Origin of the sequence: Lentilactobacillus parabuchneri DSM 5707 = NBRC 107865 (genome assembly GCF_001435315.1) — a bacterium.
In the GTDB taxonomy this organism is placed as follows: Bacteria; Bacillota; Bacilli; order Lactobacillales; family Lactobacillaceae; genus Lentilactobacillus; species Lentilactobacillus parabuchneri.
Genome location: NZ_AZGK01000004.1, coordinates 121,288 through 142,334, shown reverse-complemented (window position 1 = coordinate 142,334; position 21,047 = coordinate 121,288). Strand labels below are relative to the sequence as shown.

The window sequence follows — 21,047 nt, the reverse complement described above, 5'->3', positions numbered from 1 at the left end:
GGAGTGTGCCAAAAGGCGGTTTTGCTTCCGTAGCATAACCTAGAATGACTTTTTGAGCTGAAAGCTCGGAAAGTTATTCGTAGTTATGCCTAGGAAGCGGCCTTTTGGCACACGTTCCGGCTATATAAAATTGAAAAAACAAGGGGCTGCTAGCAAAACGTTAGTTTTGTCACAGTCCCTTTTTGGCGCAAATAAGACTCAGCCGAATCGCCCGAAATAGGTCGTATAAAAAATGATCCAATCATCCAATCCTAGGATGTTTGGACCATTTTTTTGTATTTTGGAACCTAACCGGTTTTTGTTACACACTCCCAGTTTACTTATCCACTGCTGATTGACGCAGAAAAACTAAATTGGTATCGGTGGAATTGGCCTCGTCAAACTGGTAGTTGGGCGAATCGAATTGAGTGAGTTCAGCTACGTCGGTGATGTGGCGCTCCGCCATGAATCGGACCATTTCCCCACGCGCCATCTTGGCGAAAGTCGCTCGGGTTTTGATTTGGCCATCCACCAAGTGACCAAACGTGATGCCAATGAACTGATCGTCAGGTTTCAGAAATTTTGTGATCGTTTTCGAATATTCTTGAGAAGCCAAGTTGATAATTGGCCCGTCGTCGGCAAGTGCCCGATAAATGCGATCGCCCCAGTACTGATACATGTTGTTAGCAGTGCCGATTGCCAAACGTGAGTCCATGTCAAAACGATAGGGCACAACACCATCGAATGGCTGTAAAATTCCGTAAAGCCCCGAAAGAATTCTTAAATGACCTTGCAGATAATCTAACCCATCCTTACTTAACAGATCTGGTGCCATATATTGATACTGGATGCCCGAAAAGCTCAAAATTGCGGGTGTTAGGCGCTGATGTAAGTCAATCTGTTGCAGTTGGTCATAACTGGCTTGAGTCAGCTTTTCGCTGGCGTGCCATAGCTGTTTGAGCTGATCATAACTTAATTGGCGTAACGCCGCCAAAATTTCTGTGGCTTGATCCAGATACATGGGGAGTCCCAAGACATCAAAATCATCAAGATTGACGACCATTTTCTTAGCTGGAGAAATAATAACTTTCATCGCTAATCATTCTCGTTCAGCCAGTTATCCAAAACGCTGATAAATTCGTCGTGCTGATCTAATAGGGCTAAATGACGACTGTTAGCGAACAGGTGCCATTTTGCGTTAGGAATGTGATCGTATACTGATTTGGCAATCAACGGCGTGCAGAGGTCATCAGTGCCGTTTGTGACCAGGACTGGGACGTGGATGTTCTTCAAGTCATCGGTAACATCAAAATCACTAATTGTGCCGTTTTCAGTAAACTCATTGGGACCTTCGGCGATCAGACTGGCCTTTTTTCCGTTGGTTGGCCGTCTTAAGGGTTCAGGTGAGTTTTCATCAGGGTCGTCCCAGCAGTAACGCTCCATGTAACGGTCGTTGGCAGCCAAATATTTAGGGCCGCTAAAATCACCGGTCCGCTCGGCTTCAGCGATTGCTTGGCGGTCTTCATAACTCAAATACTTAATGAGTCGGTGTTGCTCTTTAATCCACAATTGAATTGAAGCGGGAGAGCCATCGATCATGACACTTTTAACGCCTTCTTGGCTGTAGTGCGTCAAGTAAAGCATTTCCAACATTCCGCCCCACGATTGGCCCAACATATGTACGTGATCCAAATGAAGATATTGACGTAAGGCGATTAATTCCTCCGCCCAGGTCTCTTTGACATAGACTGATTCGTCGTCTGGAATTGATGATTTACCACAGCCGACCTGGTCATACATAATTAATTGGCGGCCGGTCTCGGCGTAATCATCCAGTAGTTCAAAATAATTATGAGAAGAACCCGGTCCACCGTGAATTAAAAGCAGCGGTGCCTTGCCAGGTGTCTTTTCGCCGACAATCCGGTAGTAGGTCTGGTATCCGTGAAATGGCATGTAACCTTCTTGAATTTTCATAAAAATCAATTCCCTTCATCAATCAAATTTGTTTCGTTGATTTTGATTATACGCTGAAAGTTTCTATTTGGCGCACGAATCTGCTAGGTAACAGTCAGGCTAAAAAGAGGTTGAAGCAAAACTTTTAGCTTTGCCCAACCCCTTGTTTTGAAATTAATTGTTGATAAGTGTCTCTCGTAATTGTTCGACCGAAGTATAAACCTCACCAGGATTGATTTTCTCCAGCTCTTCAGGCTTGGCATTAATCGACCAAGCAGCTGAGTAACACTTGATACCTGCCTGCTTACAGGCAACAACGTCGGTTGAGGCATCTCCGATATAAGCCATGTCTTCTGGTGTTAACTTGAATTGTTTAATGACTTCACCAAATTGTTTGGCTTTGATTGAGCCGTCTGGAGACCCGGACATAACCGGCGAGAAGGCGTCGTTGAGGCCAAGAGAATCCAGGCTGACCGTTAGACTTTGCTCGCCTTTTCCAGTAATCATCGGCGTGATCACGTCTCGTTCATGTAACTCTTTAATTAACTTTTCGATCCCATCAAACGGGTGCCGCAATTGTAAATGCGCTCTGCGGTAGTTCTCGTGAAAGCTTGCCAAAACTTCATCAGAATAATTAGGAATCAATTCCTTTAACATGCCAACTTCATTTGCGCCAAAGGTGGCCAAAATGACCTGATTGCTAATCCATTTATCGGTGTAGTCGTGTACTGTGCGCCTAAACGAATCAAAAATCACCGGGAAAGTCTCTGCGACCGTTCCGTCCATATCAAACGCAATAATTTTTTCCATTACTATTTTGACCTACCTTTCGAATTGCCTGACGAGTTTTCGCTTAAATAATAATTGTTAAAATCCTCCAGAATATGTATATACAACCATTATCGACTATTATAGGGAAATATTCAAATTAACTAAAAAAATCGCCAACAAATTGTTGGCGATTTTTGCTGATTTGCAATATTTATGCACGTTTTAACGTCATTTTCTTTAATCCCGGCAATGTGATCATGGTCATGAAACTGATGATGTAGAGAATTGAGAGAAATCCCATGACAACAGTCAGTGAGTAGTTATCCATCAGGATGCCGATAACCACTGATGAGAAGCCTCCAATTGCCCGGCCAATGTTGACGATAATGTTATTTGCGGTCGACCGAATTTCTGTAGGGTACAGTCGGCTGATTACCGCACCGTAGCCACCAAACATGCCGTTTGAGAAGAAGCCGACGATGGCACCAATGATGAGCAGTGAAATTGTGTTGTGTGCCAATGTGATGGTAAAGACCATTGCGGCAGAAGCAATAAGGAAGATGCCAAATGCCCGGCGTGGTCCGAAGAAATCAAGAATTGACCCGAAAGTAATCATTCCCAGACTCATGCCAATGATGGTTGAAATCATCCACAGTGATGAACCCGAAACGCTTAGGCCCAATTGTTTTTGAACAATGATTGGCAACCAGTTCATTAAGCCAAAGTAACCTGCAATTTGAACGGTCGTCATAATCATCAGTGCAAAGCTTTGATAAGCTAATTTTGGTGAACTGAACATGTATTTAAAGACGGCCTTGCTGGTGGATTCTTTTTCCTGCTTCTTTGCTTGTACAAATTCAGCAGTTTCGCTTAAATGTCGTCTGACAAAGTAGGTCAGAACAACCGGCACAATTCCAACGAGGAATAGGGCGTGCCATCCTAAATGAGGAATGACGATTGCGGCGGTGATGGCGGCTAAGATCGCACCAATCTGCCCGCCGATTGCGGCAACGGAAGTCATTTTCCCAATTTGGTTCTTGTGGAAGGATTCGGCAATCATTGCGATACCGACGCCATATTCACCACCCGCCCCAATTCCGGCAAGAAACCGCAAGATGTAGATTAACGTAATGTTATTGGCGAAGGCCATCATGGCAGTGGCGAACGCGAAGATGAAAATTGTGTAGGTAAATGTTTTAACCCGGCCAAAACGATCACCAATTAAGCCAAACATAATGCCGCCGAACAGCATTCCCAGGTTGGTGATTGACCCAATCAAACCGGCAGCGCCGCCACTCAAGTGAAGTTGGCCAATCATTGAACTCATCGCAAAAGATAAAAATAGCACATCCATATTTTCCAACGCGAATCCTGAACTGGTCGAGGCAATGACCCATTTCTGATTCTTCGTAAAAGCATGGCTGTGCGTAAGTGCATTTGTATTTTCCATTTTCGTTCCTCCAAATGAATGCTCGCTGACATTCTTTATTTTTAAGCTGTTCGTATTATGCCATGGAAATTATGTGAATGCAAGGGCGTTTCATTTAGATGATCCGATTATCTGTGACCCTTCACCAAAGAAGGTTGATTAAGCAGCTCAACAAATTCTACTTGAACAACCTCGATCAACGTGATAAAGTTATAAACAAATAAAAGAGCTTTAATTTGGTTCAGAGAGGCCAAAAGCGGACGACAAATAATCTAAGAGTCCGTGATTTTACAGGGATTGGTGCAGGGATGTACCGAGTTCTGCAGTCTCGGGCTCTTTTTCTGCAATCAACCAGGAGGGTAATTATGCGAGGACCGTTAATTGTATCACTTGATGTTTGGAATCGAGAAGGCTTGTTCAAGATTATCAACCAGTTTCCGACTGATGAAGGGATGACCGTCAAGATCGGCATGGAACTGTTTTATGGTGAGGGCCCCGAAATTGTCAAGGAGCTATTGAACAAAGGCTTTAAAATATTCTTGGACCTAAAACTTCAAGACATCCCCAATACCGTTAAGATGGGAATGATGCAAATCGGTCGGATGGGTGTGACTTACACAACTGTCCACGCACTGGGGGGATCAGAAATGATTGCCGCAGCTAAGGAAGGGTTGGAACTAGGAAGCGAAGAAGCTGGTGTGCCAACGCCGAAATTACTTGCGGTAACCGAGTTAACCTCCATTACCGAAGATGCCCTAAAGCATGAGCAAAACTGCAAGCTAGATATGGTCGATCAAGTTGTTTCACTGGCCAAGTTAGCTAAAAAATCCGGTGCCGATGGTGTTATCACGTCACCTCTTGAAGTGAGCTCGTTAAAAGAACAGGTTGGCGACGACTTCTTGTACGTGACCCCAGGAATTCGGCCAGCCAACTTTCCCAAGGATGACCAGTCAAGAACCGCGACTCCTAAGCAGGCTGCTGAATATGGCAGTTCGGCTTTGGTCGTCGGCCGACCGATTATTCGCGCCGAAAATCCGGTTGCCGCATATCATAAAATGTTAGAGGAGTGGAATTATGCAAACTAATCAAATCATTCAATCACTGATTGATCACCAAATTGTCAGCATCAACCTTGAAAAGCCATTTAGATATGCCAGCGGTATTTTAAGCCCAATCTATACCGACTTTAGATTGACAATCTCGATTCCATCATTGAGAGACATGATTGCTGACGGCTTGGCTGAAAATATTAAGAACAACTATCCGGACGCAACCGTCATCGGCGGCGTTGCAACGGCAGGGATTCCCCACGCTGCATGGGTAGCTGAACGATTGAATCTACCATTAATATACGTCCGGGCCAAGCCAAAGGATCATGGTGCCGGAAAGCAGATTGAAGGCCGAATTACCAAGGACGACAAGGTTGTCTTGATTGATGATTTAATTTCAACCGGCGGAAGTGTGTTGGGAGCCGTCAAAGCGGTTCGAAACGAAGGCGTAAACGTTATCGGCGTCGCTTCAGTCTTCACGTACGGCTTGCCCGATGCAGACAAAAACTTCGCTGATGCCGATACAAAGTTGGTCCCATTACTCAGCTATGCCGATTTAATTGCGCAGGGCCACAAAGAAAATAAATTCTCAGATGAAGAATATTCACGTTTATCAACCTGGCACAAAGCCCCTTGGGACTGGACAAAACGGGAGGAAGCAAATGCAAACTAAAATCTCACTCGCCTCACACATTGGTGATTACAAATTTGATAACCTACTATTAAATGCTGCCGGTGTTCGCTGCTCAACCACCGACGAACTGGAGAAGACGCTCGACTCAATGGCTGGTGGCTGTGTGACCAAAAGTGCCACTCCAGAAGAGCGGGCCGGAAACGAAAGCCCACGGATGAAGGCTTTGCCACTTGGAAGCATTAACTCGATGGGCCTGCCGAACCACGGCATCGATTATTATCTGAAATTTGCTGAAGAAAACCAAGGTCAAAATGGCAAGCAGGTTATTCTATCAGTTGCCGGATTATCAATTGACCAAAACATTGAGATGCTCAAAAAAGTTCAGGAAAGTGCGTTTGACGGCTTAACTGAATTGAACCTCTCTTGTCCTAACGTTGCCGGTAAGTCTCAAGTTGGTTATGACTTTGATGCCGTTCGTGATGTGTTGACCGCAACGTTCAAATTCTTCAAAAAGCCACTTGGATTAAAATTACCACCATACTTTGACTTTAACCAATTTAATGGCATTTCAGAAGTGTTGAACGATTTTCCAGTGACTTATATCAATGTGATTAATTCGATTGGTAATGGCTTGGTTGTCGATCCAGAAACCGAATCAGTTGTCATCAAGCCTAAGGGTGGTTTTGGCGGCCTCGGTGGCGATTACGTTAAGCCGACCGCATTGGCCAACGTTCGTGCCCTTCGGCAACGGCTCGATCCGCGAATTTCAATTATTGGAACGGGTGGTATCAAGTCCGGTATGGATGTCTTCGAACACGTTTTGTGTGGTGCCGACTTAGTTCAAATTGGAACTGCCTTTGGATATGAAGGAACGCCAATTTTTGAACGAATTTCTAAAGAACTTGAAGAAATTATGGACAAAAAAGGGTACCAAACGCTTGATGACTTCAGAGGAAAATTAAAGACAATCTGAGTAAAATAATGAGAGTCGAACCAGTAATGGTTTGGCTTTTTTTGTTCGCAAAAGTTCTTGCTGCGTTAGAATTAAATTAATCATATTTTCAAAAGGAGTCGTTATATGCCAGCAAACAAATTGCCCGATCACATTGAGGTGGTTGGGGGAAAAGTGAATAATTTAAAAAATATCAACGTTAATATCCCGTTGCATCAATTCGTTGCCATTTCGGGGCTGTCCGGCTCAGGAAAATCTTCTTTGGCGATGGGGATTTTGTATTCCGAAGGTGCCCGTCGTTATTTGGATTCATTAGCAACATACACTCGTCGGCGGATTAGCCAAGTCGGCCGTGCCGATGTTGATTCGGTCAAGCATATTCCGTCTGCGCTGGCATTAAGACAACGACCAACCGTGCCTGGTGCCCGGTCAACTGTTGGAACCATGACGGAAATTTTCAACGTTTTGCGGTTGATGTATTCCCGCTTGGGGTCGCCAAAGTGCCCAAATGGACATCAGGTGCCACCGACAATTAAGATTGCCGAAGCGATGGACGTGATGGGTGATCAAATGGGCATCATTACCTGTCCAACTTGCGGCGTGAAATTTCGCGCATTTGGCGCCGAAGACTTTGCGTTTAATTCAGACGGTGCCTGTCCAAAGTGTGAGGGCTTGGGGATTACCAAGCAACTGGATCCAAATCAGCTCATTGGGGATCAAACGAAAACGATTCGAGACGGGGCTGTGGCTGCTTGGCGGATTCCTGGGCGCAACTTTATGCCGATCGTGGCCCAAGCTGCGGGGGTTCGAATCGATGTCCCATATAACCAACTGACTGCTCAAGAAAAAGACATGGTTCTCCACGGCAAGCAGGAACATTTTGCGATTGATATCCCCAGCAAAAACGGCCGGGTTTTCCATATGGATAACGCGCTTTACGAAAATGCCTATAACGCGGTGGAAGATAGTATGAGCACCACTAAAAGTGAAGTCGCATTAAAACGGCTCAACCGATTCTACCGATTTTTCACCTGCCCGCTGTGTCACGGTACCCGGATGAATCCGGATCGGTTAACCCAGCTGATTGACGGTATGAACATTGCGGAAGCCAGTCACCTGCCAATTGGCAAGTTGCCGGCATTTGTTAAACGCATTAAAAAATGGCTGCCGGAAAACATGCAGCCACTCGCGAAGAATTTAACGACTGAATTGTTGAATCAAACCCAACCGTTACTTGATCTGGGGTTGGACTATTTGACGATGGACCGTGCCGGCGCATCACTTTCAACCGGAGAACTCCAGCGAATCCAGTTGGGACGGACATTGCGCACCCAAACGACCGGTGTGCTGTACGTCTTGGACGAGCCTTCAGTCGGACTGCATCCGGATAACGTTTCGGGTTTGATCAAGATTTTCCACCAACTTGTTGATCAGGGGAATTCATTGGTGGTGGTCGACCACGAAACATCGATTATTGATGCGGCTGATTACATCATTGAAATCGGTCCCGGTTCCGGTGTGAATGGCGGTCAGGTGATTGATCAGGGGACGCCGGCAGAAATTCGCGCCAGCAAGCAGTCACTGATTGGCCCGTTTCTGACCGGTCAGGCTAAGTTGATGACACGAAATGTTGTCCAGAAAAATGTCTTTGAGAAAGGCCAGGCGACGTTGACGATCAGTCACCGCTTTAACTTACACGACGTTACGGCTGATTTTCCGATTAACCGTTTGATTGCGATAACCGGCTTTTCCGGCGCGGGTAAAACGACGCTGGTGTTGGATGGATTACTGGATGCCTTTCAAGCCAAAATTCATCGGCGCTCTCTTCCCGACTACATTGCCAACTTTGAACCTGGTCGGCTGAAACACATTGTCAGTGTTGACGCCACTCCGGTTGGGAAAAATGCCAGATCAACGCTGGCCACCTATACCAACATTATGGATCATTTGCGCACAAAGTTTGCCCAGTTACCGGCTGCCAAGAAGAATCATTACACGCCCAGTTACTTTTCTTACAATAATAAACAGGGTGCTTGTCCAACATGTGGTGGGACGGGTGAAATTTCTTTAGACATCCAGTATCTGCCGGACATGGTTGAGACTTGTCCAACGTGCCGTGGCAAACGATTTAATCAAGATATTTTGAAAGTTAAGTGGAACGGGATGTCAATTGCTGATGTGTTGGACTATGACGTTGACCATGCGATCGGGTTATTTGAAGATGACGCGTCAATTTCCAAAACGCTTCAGGTCCTTCAACAAATGGGACTTGGCTATCTCCATCTCGGCGAATCGACACCCAGTCTGTCAGGTGGTGAGGCACAGCGACTAAAACTCACGTCACACATGAAGAGCCGCCAAAATGACACTTTGTTTATCTTCGATGAGCCAACGGTGGGACTGCACCCATTGGATGTCCACGTGCTGTTGAAGGTGTTCTCCCAGCTGATTGACCAAGGGGCGACCGTCTTGATGATCACACATGACCTGGATTTAATGGCCAACGCCGATTACTTGATCGACATGGGCCCCCGGGGTGGCGATCAGGGTGGCCAAATTGTTGCAAAAGGCCGGCCAAAAGATTTGATTGTCAATCCGCAGAGTTTGACGACCCGATATTTGGCGGAACATTTCGAAAAGTTTAAGTAAAATAAGACAAGCCATTTGATCCGAACCCAATGGATCAAATGGTTATATGTCAGGAGGAAACAACATGACTGATTGCGTATTGGGCGTTGACCTTGGCACAAGTTCTGTAAAAGTCACGGCGGTTACCAAAGCCGGTGATATTATTGCTCAAGAAGGGATGGATTTTCCGTTAGATCAGCCAAAACCCGGTTATGCTGAACAAGATCCGGAAGACTGGGTAAGTGCGACGACGGTATCCATCGTGCGCCTTATTTTAAAGGATGGCATCCAGCCTGAAGACATTAAGGGAATCAGCTATTCAGGCCAGATGCACGGCCTCGTGTTGCTGGATAAGAATCATAAAGTGTTGCGGCCAGCGATGCTTTGGAACGATACGCGTTCTACTAAGCAACGAGAAGAGATCATGGACAAGATGGGTGAGCGGTTCGTTGAAATCACTCATAACAAGCCACTTGAAGGATTTACCCTGCCCAAATTACTGTGGGTTAAAGAAAACCAACCGGAAATCTTTAAACAAGCAACAACGATGCTGCTGCCAAAAGACTACCTACGCTTCCGGATGACCGGCAAGTTGGCAATTGATTATTCCGATGCCACCGGAACGGTCATGCTGGATGTCGACAAACAGCGCTGGAGCCAAGAAATCCTTGATGCATTCGATATTCCTGCCAGTCTGTGTCCACCGTTGGTCCGTTCAATCGATGAAACCGGCCATATTGATGACTGGTATTCCGAATATTCAGGACTGTCCACTGACACCAAGACCTTTGCTGGCGGCGCAGACAACGCTTGTGGTGCTGTTGGCGCCGGAATTGACGGTCCCACCAAGGTCCTTTCAAGTATCGGAACCTCCGGCGTAATTCTCAAGTATGAGCTCAAGAAGGAGACCAATTACGATGGTGTGATTCAGTATGAGGACCACGCCATCCCTGACGCTTACTATTCAATGGGGGTTACCTTGGCTGCTGGATATTCACTCAGTTGGTTTAAGAAAACCTTCGCTGAAAACGAGGACTTTACGGAGGTTGTTGAAAGTGCTGGCAAATCAACTGTTGGTGCCAATGGTCTGCTATTTGCCCCGTACATTGTTGGTGAACGAGCACCCTATGCCGATGCCGATATCCGTGGCAGCTTTATCGGCATCGACGGGATTCATCGGCGTTACGACTTTGTCCGAGCGGTTCTTGAAGGCATTATTTTCTCGTTTAGGGACATTCTTGATCTCTATGAAGAAAAGGGCAGTCAATTTGACACGGTGGTCTCCATTGGCGGCGGCGCTAAAAGCCCATTGTGGCAGCAGATTCAGGCGAATATCTTTAATGTTAAAGTGATTTCACTTCAAAATGAGCAGGGACCGGGTCTGGGTGCCGCGATGCTGGCTGCAGTTGGCGTTGGGTGGTACAAGGATGTTTCTCAATGCTCGAAAGTCTTCGTTCAATTCAAAGATGTCTTTTTGCCGGAACCTGAAAACGTCAAAAAATACCAAAGATTACACGATATTTATCGAAAGATTTATCCAAGCACAAAGCAAATCACACATGAGTTGGTCGATTTTCGTCGTGATAACAGTTAGGAACAAACCTAACTGAAATGGCCGATTTGATGAGGATCGGCCAATCATGAAACGGGATTGGTAAAATCACCGAAAACACAAAAAATCTAAGACCGAATTTAGTTATCGCTGTCTTCAAACAGTTGTCACTAGATTTGATCTTAGATTTTTTAATTGAAATTGTTAATCATTTTCCGGGTTGGCCACTGCCATACTGCGTTGATGCATGTAAGTCACACCACCAAACACGATGGTCCAAATGATGGCACCCACAGCTCCGATAATATCTTGTGGGATGAAGAATAGGGTCACGAAGATAATCGCAAAAAACGCAATTGTCAGTGGGCTGGTAATGTTATACCAAGGCATCTTGAATCCATTTGGTAGGAAGTCGCTTGATTGGCGGTATTTCCGGTGGGCAATCATTGCCAAGGCGTAAACCAAAATGTACATGTCGTTTGAAGAACCTGCTACGATCGTGAAGACCGAGGCAGTCGCATTGGTCAAACTCATCAAAGGTGTGATCAGTAGGCAGAAAGCCGACATGGTAATTGCGGCAACTGGAACCCCATTTTTAGAAATTTTGGCAAAGTGGCGGTGCATGAAGCTGTCTTCAGGCGTTTCGGTGGCCAGTTGGTAGAAGTGACGGCCGGCTGAGAAAATAAAGCTGTTCAACGATGAGGAAGCCGACGTCAATACAACGAAGTTAATAATAGCAGCGGCGGCTGGGAAGCCGGCTAATTTGAATACTTGAACAAACGGGCTGCTGGCAGCGTTTAAATGCGTCCATGGAATAATTCCCATGATGACAATCAAAGCACCAAAGTAAAAAATCAAAATTTTAAGCAACGTTTCATTAACGGCTTTTTTGATAATCTTGTGTGGTGTTTGGGCTTCGCCGATGGTAATGCTGACGAATTCAATGCCTTGAAAAGCAAAGAAGACCATTGGAAAGGCAGAAATAAAGCTCATTGCACCGTGTGGGAACATTGAGAAGTTTTGGGAAATGTTTTGAATTGATGCATGTCCCAACGGTGTGACCGAATGGCTAAACATCATGAACGCACCTGTTGCAATCAGAGCAAGGATGGCGACAATTTTGATTAACGCAAACCAGAACTCTGCTTCACCAAATAACTTGGCAGCGATCAGATTAACGCCGGCCAAGGTGCCCAAGAACACCAATTGGATGATCCACGATGGAATAGTTGGAAACCAAAACTGGACGTATGTAGAGATGGCAGTAATTTCAGCCATGGCACAAAAAGAAAGGCCCAGCCAATAGGTCCAACCAGTGAAGTGGCCGACTGTTGGTCCCAAATAGCGGGTAATAAAGGCAACAAACGTGTGTTGTGATGGGTCGGAATAAAGCATTTCACCCAACGCCCGCATCATTAAGAAGAAAAAGATCCCTAATACTAAGTAAACTAATAAAATCGATGGACCGGTTTTGCTGATTGTGGTTCCGGATCCTAAGAATAATCCAGTTCCAATCGTGCCTCCGATAGCGATCATCTGAACGTTACGGTTGCTCAAGGAGCGGCGGGTGCCGTCAGCGTTTTTGGTTACTTCTGTTTTTTGCATGAATAAACTTCCTCCCTGTTTGGAAATGATGAATTGAATTAGAGGCCTCTAATTAATTTGCCATTATCCTAACACGACCGTGTCGAAATTGAGCGGTTTGGGGCGGAAGTTTTTAGATGATTTTGTAAATTTGATAATATTTTCATGAAAATAAGGCAGAATTGACGGTTTGCCTATGAAAACAAAATATTTTTTTCAGAGGCTGGTATTACGCATCGTCTTCGGGAAGCTTCAGTGGTCGGGGACCAATATTGGTCGTAAACGCAACGTTGGTATGGCTGTAGCCAAAGTCCTTGAGGGATGCATTGAACTCGTTTAACTCAGTCATGGTCTTGTAAAAGACTTTTAGTTGGACGGATGCGTCCCCAGTAATGTAATTACATTCAACCACATTGGGAATCTTTGAAATAAATTTCACGAATTTCGGCATTTCCACGTAACTGACATCGATCCTGACAAACGCTTTGATCAGGTAGCCTAATTTCTCATAATTTACGTCTGCGGTGTAGCCGTTGATAAAGCCATGACTCTCAAGATTTTGAAGCCGAACGGACGCTGAGGGAGCAGAAATAAAACATTGTTCAGCAATGCTCTTAATTGAAGCTCTTCCATCCTCTTGGATGATATTTAAAATTTTGCGGTCTAATTTGTCCATTCGAATTCTCCTCTTAAAAATATTTTGCATTCATTATACCATTCACGATTGAGTGGGTTTCTTTGGACGCCTCGTTTTTCAGAAAGCGTGGCATTTGTCAAAGATAATTGCCACCTACAACAATAATCGTTATAATAAATTTTGTATCTAAAATTCGAATTTAGTAAGGGTCTTGGAAAATCATGACAAAATCTGCAACACCTCAGTGGAAGAAAAACCTGTGGGCGCTTTGGTTTGGCAACTTTGCCACCGGTGCCGGCGCCAGCATGTCGATGCCGTTTCTACCATTATTTATATCTGAAATGGGTAACTTCCCCAAATGGCAGCTGACGCTTTATGCTGGGCTGGCATTTTCCGGCGTTTTTTTAAGTCAGGCGATTGTCTCGCCGATGTGGGGGAACTTGGCCGATAAGACCGGACGAAAACCGATGCTGCTGAGAGCGGCCATTGGGATGACGATCAGTGCGACGCTGACAGGATTATCGCCAAACGTTTGGTTTTTAATCATCATTCGCTTTATTCAAGGAACTTTTTCAGGCTACATTAATAACGCATACGCACTGATTGCCAGTGAGGTTCCGACGGAGGACAGCGGCAAGACCATGGGGACTTTGACCACTGGAAACGTCGGTGGCCAGCTGATTGGACCGATTATTGGTGGGTACCTTTCAGGTGTCTTCGGTTACCGCCTACCATTTTACATGTTTGGGTTTATGATGTTTTTAGCTTCGCTGTCGACTTGGTTCTTTGTTAAAGAGGACTTCACGCCAATTAAGAAGGGCGCTAAAACTGGAATCAAGGACGCGTTTAAAGGCATTAAACACAAGCGGGTTGTTTGGGCAATGATCATCTCATCAATGTTGGTGATGGCGGCAACGACGTCGATCAACCCAATTATCAGTTTGTTTGTTAAAGAACTCATGCACAGCCAGGGAAATGTCGCCTTTACCAGTGGGGTCATCGCTGCGCTGCCGGGGATTGCGACGATCTTTGCGGCCCCGTATCTGGGACGACTCGGCGACCACATTGGGCCGGAGAAAATCTTGTTAGCAGGCCTGATATTCTCGGCCGTCGTTTTCTTCCCGATGTTTTTTGTTACCACAGTTGTGATGCTAGGAGTTCTGCGGTTCTTGATTGGGATTGCCAACGCAGCGTTACTGCCGATCACGCAAACGGTTATGACCCTTGAAGCGCCATCGAGATCGGTGAGTCGAATCTTTAGTTATAACCAGTCCTTCCAGGCGATGGGGGCCGTTGTCGGGCCGATGTTAGCGTCGGGAGTCGCTGGGATCTTAGATTATCGCTATGTATTTTTGATGACAACGTTGATTGTTTTGATCAATATTGTGGTCGTCATCGTGGCTTATAAGAAAGACAAGGTTATTGCGTAAGTGATATTTATATATGGATAAATTTTTGAGGCATGCCTGGTTTGGGGATGCCTTTTTTGCGCTCCAGATATTGAGGTCCACGCGGTTTGTAACCTCTCTTTTGAACAGGTTTTAGAGGCCAAATAGATACTCAACTGGTATAATAAAAGTATCAATTAAATGTTATTAATTTTGTTATATTCTGGGGGAGTTTATATGAAAAAGCAGATCAGAATAATAGGCCACTTCGCGTTATTATTGGGAGTATTCGGATTGTTTGGGTTGTTTGGTTTGAATAATGCGCGTGCGGATAGCAGTTTATACAATGGTGCAGCGCCAAGGTATACAACACCAGCAAAATATAGTAACGGTTTGGAGCATGCCGTATACATTTCCGCTAATGGAGATAACTCGAACTATGGAGGATCTTCAAGACAGACACTGATCAATAATGATGTTTGGAAACTCTCTAATAAACCGTATTTTTATGAACATCTTTATTTGAAAAATAGCAATCCAACTGGGGGAGCTGATATCTCGGTTGCTCAATTTTTGAGATTTCCAAAAGATCTGTCCGGTGGAAGTGCACCGTTTCTTCCGGTTGGAGATCCTGCGACAGCAGCTGTGATCACTGGTGGGACCTTAGGACAATTTACGATCACTAAGCCATATGGGAATAGTAATATCGTCATCAACGGGAGTTTAAAGCCACAGCAGTCAATTGATGTAGCTGTTCCGCTTGCTTACGATGGGATAGGCCTCGTGTATACGAACGCGTATTATGAGGTTCGAGAAAACAACTGGGAATTTGACGGTACATCACTTTATTTTCGGGTCGGCCTTCCAATAGACGTTCAAACGTATCCTGATTTTATGAAGGGTCAATATTTGGTGACATATAAAGACCAGGATGGCTACTATAGACAGGCAACTGACGTTCAACCGTTAATGCCACAGTTTAACCTTGAAAATGACATTGAAATTGATAATGTTAATAAGGGATTGGGAACAAATGACGGCACAACTTTATTTAGTAATGCAACATACCGGGTCTTGGGCGACCAAATGTCTGCCAACAACGGTCAACCGTTTTGGGACATGCTCCAGAGTCGTGGATATGCCCCGGTATGGACGAACCGTTTGTTAACATATGAGAGTTTTACAGCCGGGTATCCAGGCGGATCAACGCCCACTGATCCTGATTATTTTAAATATATGCGCGATATTCTAAATCATAATGGCATTGGTGGCATCAACTGGCAGGTAGTTAAGGTACTGGTTGCTGATAACGCAACCGTTACTCGGAATACAAAGTGGAATCCGTTGGATCACGTTACATTGTATGATCCAAAGCAGCAGAACAATTCAACTGCGACGGAAATTCCCGTTACGAAGGACAACGTTAAGGTAACCTCGAACAATGGGCATATCAATTCTGATGGTACTTTAGATACCAGCACACCAGGTGTATATAATGTGACCTACACTTATGAGGCAGTATATTCAGATTCCGTAAAACGGACGATTAGCAAGACTATTCAAGTAACGGTTCCAGGTGGCAGCCACAATAATGGTGGATCTTCCACGAATTCAAATGCTGGCAATGAGAACGGGGGTAGTGGTAATTCTTCTTGGAATCCGACCACTCCTAGTAATCCAAATGGAACCGGCTTACCCAATTACGCTGCAGTCAAGGGCGCTGCTGTTTATGCGACCAAGACAATTTATCTCTATAAAGATGCGACGTTTAGGAAAACACAACGAATTGTTAAGTATCCTAAGGTTAAGCAAACTGATCGGCCGATGTTTGTCGTGACGGGCTATTCCCGTTCAAATGGGGGTGCGTTAAGATACAAGGTTCGTGACGTTAATCATAAGTCCAAAACGGCTGGCAAAGTTGGTTACATTACGGCTAATCGAAACTATGTGGAAAATGTTTATTATCAATCGGCACGTTGGAACAAAAAAATCACGGTTATCGCCAAAAATGGAATTCACGCGTATAAGAATAAGAATCTGACAGGGCGAACCAAAACGTATAAGAAGTGGACCATTTTGAACGTGAAACGGTTAGTCAAACATAATCTGACGACGCGTTATCAGCTAAAGAACGGTGACTATGTGACTGCCAATAAAAAGTTGGTCATTGAGGGCGAATCACATCGGATTGTGGTGATGAGTTACAAAAAGTAATCTGTAGTCGGGAAGCTGGAGTTAACTCTCCAGCTTTTTGTGTCTACAAGGTTACAACACCGAGTCGATTGGGTTAATTCAGCTGGAAAGGTACCATATTAAAATTTAACATGGTAACATTTAATTAACGCCAATTATGATTGGATTCGAAAGATTATGGGGAGTGAAGGTTATGCATTTGAATCTCAACAAATCGCTGATTTTGGGGCTTGCGGCAATTTCATTGACTGCTACAACGGGTATTTTAACCACCAATGTAAGTGCGAAGTCTTACGCACGAATAACAAGTAACCAAGCTTTACAGACTGCACCACAAAATCGTAACGTGACGACCAACGGAACCAGTGCCTTGTACACTAAAGCTGGTACGTTGCGGGGTGCACGGGTTATTGCATCAAAGTACACGCTGCAAAGATACGGGACGTCTAAAAAATCAAGTCAGTATTTCAGAGCTTACCGGGTTGCCACCACTAACCGGGGGTCTGTTTACTACAAAATTGTGTCGTTTAATGGCGTCTACCGTGGTTGGATTTACGGTGGCAATGTTTCAGGCACCTTTTCGGGTGGGGTGAATCCCGCCAACACCATGGAAAATGCCAATATGCCGGTTCAAAAAACCGGTTATACGCTTAATAATATCAATAAATATACGCTGTGGGTTGATCCAAAATGGTCACAGTATAAGGCTAAGCAAGTCGACATGAGTAGCTATACCGCCGGCGATACATTTACAATTTCAGATGCAGCAATGAAGACTCGGGAAAACTACCTATATTACAAAGTCACTGATGATAAGAATTCTGCGATTGTGGGTTGGGTTTATTCTGGTGGTTTGAACGCCCCAAACTCACAACCAGCCACCAAGGATAACAGTGTGAAGATCAACTACGTTAATGCTGCCGGACAATCAGTCGGCGCTTACACTTGGATTATTCAAAAAACGGATTTAAAGGATAGTGCCACTTTGACAAACGGCGCCAAATTAGGTGACATTCTTAATAACCCAACTGAACTAACGACGGTGGCGACCAAGAACGTCCCAACTGGGTATAAGATTAGCGATACCCAAAGCCCCACAAATTTGCCTGCCAGTGTGACGGTGGGGACCAACGATTATCTCATCTACGTTGATCCGGTGACCATGAACTTTACGTCACCCGTGGCCTATTATCTGACGAATACGGGTCAACAGATTAGCCCTTCACAGTTGAAGGCGAACACTTATCCAATTTTGACAGATGCTGAAATGGCGGTCTTTTCAAGTAATACCCAGGGAACGATTCCTGCCAAAGTATTTGATAATACGATCTTTAGTGACTCTAACAAGTTGGCAACACTCACTGGTGTCGCGGTTACCAACGCTGATGGCACAACGTCTACACCGACTTATTATTTCAATAAATCAGCTACGGTTGCTGCCAACGCTTCTGCCAAATATGGCGATACTTTGAAGCTTTACTATACGCAACCACAAAGATAATAAACGAGGGGCCGGGCCAAAAGTATCAGTTTTTAACTCGACGCCTTTTTGGTACTTCGATATTATTTGACCCACTCGACTACAAAAATGCGATTTCTCGCGTTTTTTCGTGTGAAGGTTCATAATATAACTACTCGCAAAAAGCAAAAGGAGGCATTTTAAATGTCGATTTTAACTGATACCTATGAATTAAATAATGGCATTGCAATTCCCAAAGTTGGTTTTGGAACCTGGCAGATTCCGGGCGGCCAAGATACCTATGATGCCGTCAGCATGGCACTTCAAGCTGGCTATCGCCACATTGATACTGCCAAAGCCTATCGAAACGAAAAGAGCGTTGGTGAAGCCATCCTCGATTCTGATGTCGATCGGGAAAGCGTCTTTGTGACGTCAAAATTACCAGCTGCTACCAAGTCTTATGACGGTGCGATTGCTGATTTTCGTTCTACCATGAAGGCCTTGAACCTGTCCTATCTGGACTTATATTTGATTCACGCACCATGGCCATGGGGTGAACGTGGGTCTACCAATTACGATGAAGCCAACGTTGAAGTCTGGAAAGCCATGCAAGATATTTATGCTAGTGGCGACGTTAAGGCGATTGGCGTTTCCAATTTCAATGTTCACGACTTACAGAATATTTTGGACCACGCAGACGTTAAGCCAATGGTGGACCAAATTCGCTACTTCGTTGGCTACACCGAACCTCAAACAACTCAGTTTGCTAAAGACAATGACATCTTGGTGGAGGCTTATTCACCACTTGCGACCGGCGGCATTCTTGAAAATCAAGATATTAAGCAGATTGCTGAAAAGTACGGGGTCAGCGTGGCTCAGTTGGCATTAAAGTTTGTTCTTCAAAACGATGTTCTGCCATTGCCGAAAGCCACCCATGAAACACATATCAAAAATAATACCCAGCTGGATTTTGAAGTCAGTTCAGCAGATATGAAAGTTTTAAACAGTTTAACTTCGACAGATATTTAATCGTAAAAACGGATTGCCAAGCTTTGGCGACCCGTTTTTTTAAATGTTTGTTATAGTGGAAGTAGACACTATTTGAAAAGGGGAATGTAATTTATGGCAAATGTATTAATTTTAGGTGCTCATGGAAAGATTGCCCAGCTTGTGGAAACACAATTGTTGGCTGAAACGGATCATCATTTAACGTTGTTTCTTCGAAATGCCGATCGCCTGAACGTGACTGATTCAAAACGCGAAACGGTAATTGAAGGAGACGCAGCTGATAAGGGCGAATTAATTAAAGCGCTGGATGGCATCGACATTGTGTATGCTAATCTGAGTGGCAAAAATATTGAGGATCAAGCAAAAGCAGTTGTCTCCGCCATTGATCGGACTAATGTTCAACGATTGATCTGGATTTCGACTTTGGGGATCTATGACGAAGTCCCTGGCAACTTTGGCAAATGGAATCATCAACAGTTGGATGGCGGTTATTTGGAAACCTATGGCGCCGCTGCTAAAGTGATTGAGGAATCCGATCTGGATTACACAATCATTCGTCCTGCCTGGTTATCCAACAAAGACATTGTCAGTTATGAAACGACACAAAAGGGTGAACCATTTAAAGGAACTGAGGTTTCAAGAAAGAGTATCGCCGACTTAGTGGTCAGCTTAATTAATGATCCAAGTAAGGAAATTCGCCATTCGCTTGGGGTCAATCAGCCAAACACTGATGGGGACAAGCCTTCGTTTTATTAACCATTCAAAATTAAATAAGGTATCAATAATAGGATAGGCCACTGTGCCTATCCTATTTTTGTACATAAAAATTATGACTTCCTAAAAAGGTTTGCGTTTTTCGTAAGGAATGTCCACTTTTTGACGTTGGTTTCCGTTTTTAAGTTGCGTTTAAGCTGGCAACGATAATCTGGTAACAATCAATAACGAAAGGAGCAATGCCAATGACACATCAGCCATAGTGCAGACAACTAAAACCAACTAACGAATAACTAATTACAAAAACTAAAAACTCAAAATTAAAGGAGATCATCAATATGAATTTAAAAAACATCTTATACGTAACCGGAGCAGCAATGGGAATCTTTACAACAAGTGCAGTCGCAGGTGTCACTGCCAACGCGGCAGTTACCCCCAACCAGCAAACTCAACAGTCTACTAAGGCAGGTAATCAAACAAAGCAAAATAGTACGACAACGCCAGCAACACAAAATAAAGATAATCAATCGACAAGTCAAAAGAATACGGCTGGCAATTCAGCAACCAAGTCCAATCAAAACGCAAACCAATCGGAAACCACTAGTAAGAAGACGCCAGCCACGAATAACCAAAATAACAATACCAACAAGCAAAGTTCAAATAATCAAACTGCTACAAAAACCAACAATGCAACATCAACGAACTTTGACCAGCGGGCACCTCGATTAACGGGGGCTTCCTATAAGAGTGAAAACGCCGGATTCAAAACTTCTGTAAAGAATTCCCACGCAAACCAGGATGTTAATGTTAAGTATTCTGTTAATACCTATGAATCAGATGGGTCTGCAAGCAGCAAGCCGTTCCAAATCAAAATTTATAAGGATGGCAGTCTTTACAAAACCATCAATGCTTCTTCAGGCTCGATCAGTGGTTCATTTAAGGCACCAAAAGGCACGTATACGCTGAGAGTTTACACTAGCCAATCAACCCATTACACCGGCGGTTTGTCCGTTGACTAAAAAAATTGACATTTAAAAGTTGATTTAAGCTTCGTTTAAGTTGGCTGCTGTAATCTATAGACAATCAAATAAGAGAGGAGGCAACATTGAATTACCGA

17 protein-coding genes are annotated in these 21,047 nt (G+C 44.4%); 11 read left to right on the top strand and 6 right to left on the bottom strand.

Features of this window, described 5'->3' with window-relative positions:
* Positions 1-316: 316 nt before the first annotated feature.
* The 4 genes from yaaA to FC51_RS05855 all read right to left on the bottom strand — a co-directional run bounded on the left by yaaA (position 317) and on the right by FC51_RS05855 (position 4,153).
* Complete coding sequence (yaaA, locus tag FC51_RS05870; protein ID WP_057910159.1) at positions 317-1,072, bottom strand: peroxide stress protein YaaA; 756 nt, start codon at positions 1,070-1,072, stop codon at positions 317-319.
* A gap of 2 nt (positions 1,073-1,074) precedes the next feature.
* The gene (pepI, locus tag FC51_RS05865; RefSeq protein ID WP_057910160.1) at positions 1,075-1,953 is read right to left on the bottom strand and encodes a proline iminopeptidase; all 879 of its coding nucleotides are present in this window, start codon (positions 1,951-1,953) and stop codon (positions 1,075-1,077) included.
* 153 nt (positions 1,954-2,106) lie between these two features.
* Positions 2,107-2,742, bottom strand: coding sequence for an HAD family hydrolase (locus FC51_RS05860; RefSeq protein WP_057910161.1), 636 nt, complete (start codon positions 2,740-2,742; stop codon positions 2,107-2,109).
* 172 nt (positions 2,743-2,914) lie between these two features.
* On the bottom strand, positions 2,915-4,153 hold the full coding sequence (locus tag FC51_RS05855; RefSeq protein ID WP_057910162.1) for an MFS transporter: 1,239 nt from the start codon (positions 4,151-4,153) through the stop codon (positions 2,915-2,917).
* A gap of 344 nt (positions 4,154-4,497) precedes the next feature.
* Here FC51_RS05855 and pyrF point away from each other — a divergent pair, with 344 nt between their 5' ends.
* From pyrF to xylB, 5 genes are all read left to right on the top strand, one after another.
* Positions 4,498-5,217, top strand: a complete 720-nt coding sequence (gene pyrF, locus FC51_RS05850; protein ID WP_057911221.1) for an orotidine-5'-phosphate decarboxylase — start codon at positions 4,498-4,500, stop codon at positions 5,215-5,217.
* Positions 5,207-5,854 (top strand): orotate phosphoribosyltransferase, encoded by a 648-nt coding sequence (gene pyrE / locus FC51_RS05845; protein ID WP_057910164.1) that lies wholly within the window; start codon positions 5,207-5,209, stop codon positions 5,852-5,854. Before pyrF ends, pyrE begins: the two co-directional genes overlap by 11 nt.
* On the top strand, positions 5,844-6,788 hold the full coding sequence (locus FC51_RS05840) for a dihydroorotate oxidase (RefSeq protein ID WP_057910165.1): 945 nt from the start codon (positions 5,844-5,846) through the stop codon (positions 6,786-6,788). Before pyrE ends, FC51_RS05840 begins: the two co-directional genes overlap by 11 nt.
* Positions 6,789-6,893: 105 nt before the next feature.
* Complete coding sequence (locus FC51_RS05835; protein WP_057910166.1) at positions 6,894-9,416, top strand: excinuclease ABC subunit UvrA; 2,523 nt, start codon at positions 6,894-6,896, stop codon at positions 9,414-9,416.
* A 64-nt stretch (positions 9,417-9,480) separates the two neighbouring features.
* A complete protein-coding gene (xylB, locus tag FC51_RS05830; RefSeq protein ID WP_057910167.1) occupies positions 9,481-10,989 on the top strand; it encodes a xylulokinase in 1,509 nt (502 codons plus the stop codon).
* A gap of 162 nt (positions 10,990-11,151) precedes the next feature.
* On the opposite strand, the gene FC51_RS05825 is transcribed toward xylB, so the two are convergent.
* Positions 11,152-12,552, bottom strand: coding sequence for an amino acid permease (locus tag FC51_RS05825; protein WP_057910168.1), 1,401 nt, complete (start codon positions 12,550-12,552; stop codon positions 11,152-11,154).
* 208 nt (positions 12,553-12,760) lie between these two features.
* Positions 12,761-13,207, bottom strand: coding sequence for an Lrp/AsnC family transcriptional regulator (locus FC51_RS05820; RefSeq protein ID WP_057910169.1), 447 nt, complete (start codon positions 13,205-13,207; stop codon positions 12,761-12,763).
* A 182-nt stretch (positions 13,208-13,389) separates the two neighbouring features.
* Between FC51_RS05820 and FC51_RS05815 the strand changes: the two genes are divergently transcribed.
* The 6 genes from FC51_RS05815 to FC51_RS05790 all read left to right on the top strand — a co-directional run bounded on the left by FC51_RS05815 (position 13,390) and on the right by FC51_RS05790 (position 20,949).
* Positions 13,390-14,598, top strand: a complete 1,209-nt coding sequence (locus FC51_RS05815; protein WP_057910170.1) for an MFS transporter — start codon at positions 13,390-13,392, stop codon at positions 14,596-14,598.
* A 195-nt stretch (positions 14,599-14,793) separates the two neighbouring features.
* On the top strand, positions 14,794-16,770 hold the full coding sequence (locus FC51_RS12500; protein WP_057910171.1) for a DUF5776 domain-containing protein: 1,977 nt from the start codon (positions 14,794-14,796) through the stop codon (positions 16,768-16,770).
* Positions 16,771-16,942: 172 nt separating this feature from the next.
* The gene (locus FC51_RS05805; protein ID WP_057910172.1) at positions 16,943-18,250 is read left to right on the top strand and encodes a hypothetical protein; all 1,308 of its coding nucleotides are present in this window, start codon (positions 16,943-16,945) and stop codon (positions 18,248-18,250) included.
* A 162-nt stretch (positions 18,251-18,412) separates the two neighbouring features.
* The gene (locus FC51_RS05800) at positions 18,413-19,237 is read left to right on the top strand and encodes an aldo/keto reductase (RefSeq protein WP_057910173.1); all 825 of its coding nucleotides are present in this window, start codon (positions 18,413-18,415) and stop codon (positions 19,235-19,237) included.
* Positions 19,238-19,330: 93 nt separating this feature from the next.
* A complete protein-coding gene (locus tag FC51_RS05795; protein WP_057910174.1) occupies positions 19,331-19,972 on the top strand; it encodes an SDR family oxidoreductase in 642 nt (213 codons plus the stop codon).
* Between the two features lie 296 nt (positions 19,973-20,268).
* Positions 20,269-20,949: a hypothetical protein gene (locus FC51_RS05790; protein WP_057910175.1), complete on the top strand. Its 681-nt coding sequence runs from the start codon at positions 20,269-20,271 to the stop codon at positions 20,947-20,949.
* The last annotated feature ends 98 nt before the right edge of the window (positions 20,950-21,047 follow it).

Excerpts from the sequence above, each read along its gene's own strand:
- yaaA (WP_057910159.1), bottom strand. The coding sequence starts at position 1,072 with ATGAAAGTTATTATTTCTCCAGCTAAGAAAATGGTCGTCAATCTTGAT.
- pepI (WP_057910160.1), bottom strand. The coding sequence starts at position 1,953 with ATGAAAATTCAAGAAGGTTACATGCCATTTCACGGATACCAGACCTAC.
- FC51_RS05860 (WP_057910161.1), bottom strand. The coding sequence starts at position 2,742 with ATGGAAAAAATTATTGCGTTTGATATGGACGGAACGGTCGCAGAGACT.
- FC51_RS05855 (WP_057910162.1), bottom strand. The coding sequence starts at position 4,153 with ATGGAAAATACAAATGCACTTACGCACAGCCATGCTTTTACGAAGAAT.
- pyrF (WP_057911221.1), top strand. The coding sequence starts at position 4,498 with ATGCGAGGACCGTTAATTGTATCACTTGATGTTTGGAATCGAGAAGGC.
- pyrE (WP_057910164.1), top strand. The coding sequence starts at position 5,207 with ATGCAAACTAATCAAATCATTCAATCACTGATTGATCACCAAATTGTC.
- FC51_RS05840 (WP_057910165.1), top strand. The coding sequence starts at position 5,844 with ATGCAAACTAAAATCTCACTCGCCTCACACATTGGTGATTACAAATTT.
- FC51_RS05835 (WP_057910166.1), top strand. The coding sequence starts at position 6,894 with ATGCCAGCAAACAAATTGCCCGATCACATTGAGGTGGTTGGGGGAAAA.
- xylB (WP_057910167.1), top strand. The coding sequence starts at position 9,481 with ATGACTGATTGCGTATTGGGCGTTGACCTTGGCACAAGTTCTGTAAAA.
- FC51_RS05825 (WP_057910168.1), bottom strand. The coding sequence starts at position 12,552 with ATGCAAAAAACAGAAGTAACCAAAAACGCTGACGGCACCCGCCGCTCC.
- FC51_RS05820 (WP_057910169.1), bottom strand. The coding sequence starts at position 13,207 with ATGGACAAATTAGACCGCAAAATTTTAAATATCATCCAAGAGGATGGA.
- FC51_RS05815 (WP_057910170.1), top strand. The coding sequence starts at position 13,390 with ATGACAAAATCTGCAACACCTCAGTGGAAGAAAAACCTGTGGGCGCTT.
- FC51_RS12500 (WP_057910171.1), top strand. The coding sequence starts at position 14,794 with ATGAAAAAGCAGATCAGAATAATAGGCCACTTCGCGTTATTATTGGGA.
- FC51_RS05805 (WP_057910172.1), top strand. The coding sequence starts at position 16,943 with ATGCATTTGAATCTCAACAAATCGCTGATTTTGGGGCTTGCGGCAATT.
- FC51_RS05800 (WP_057910173.1), top strand. The coding sequence starts at position 18,413 with ATGTCGATTTTAACTGATACCTATGAATTAAATAATGGCATTGCAATT.
- FC51_RS05795 (WP_057910174.1), top strand. The coding sequence starts at position 19,331 with ATGGCAAATGTATTAATTTTAGGTGCTCATGGAAAGATTGCCCAGCTT.
- FC51_RS05790 (WP_057910175.1), top strand. The coding sequence starts at position 20,269 with ATGAATTTAAAAAACATCTTATACGTAACCGGAGCAGCAATGGGAATC.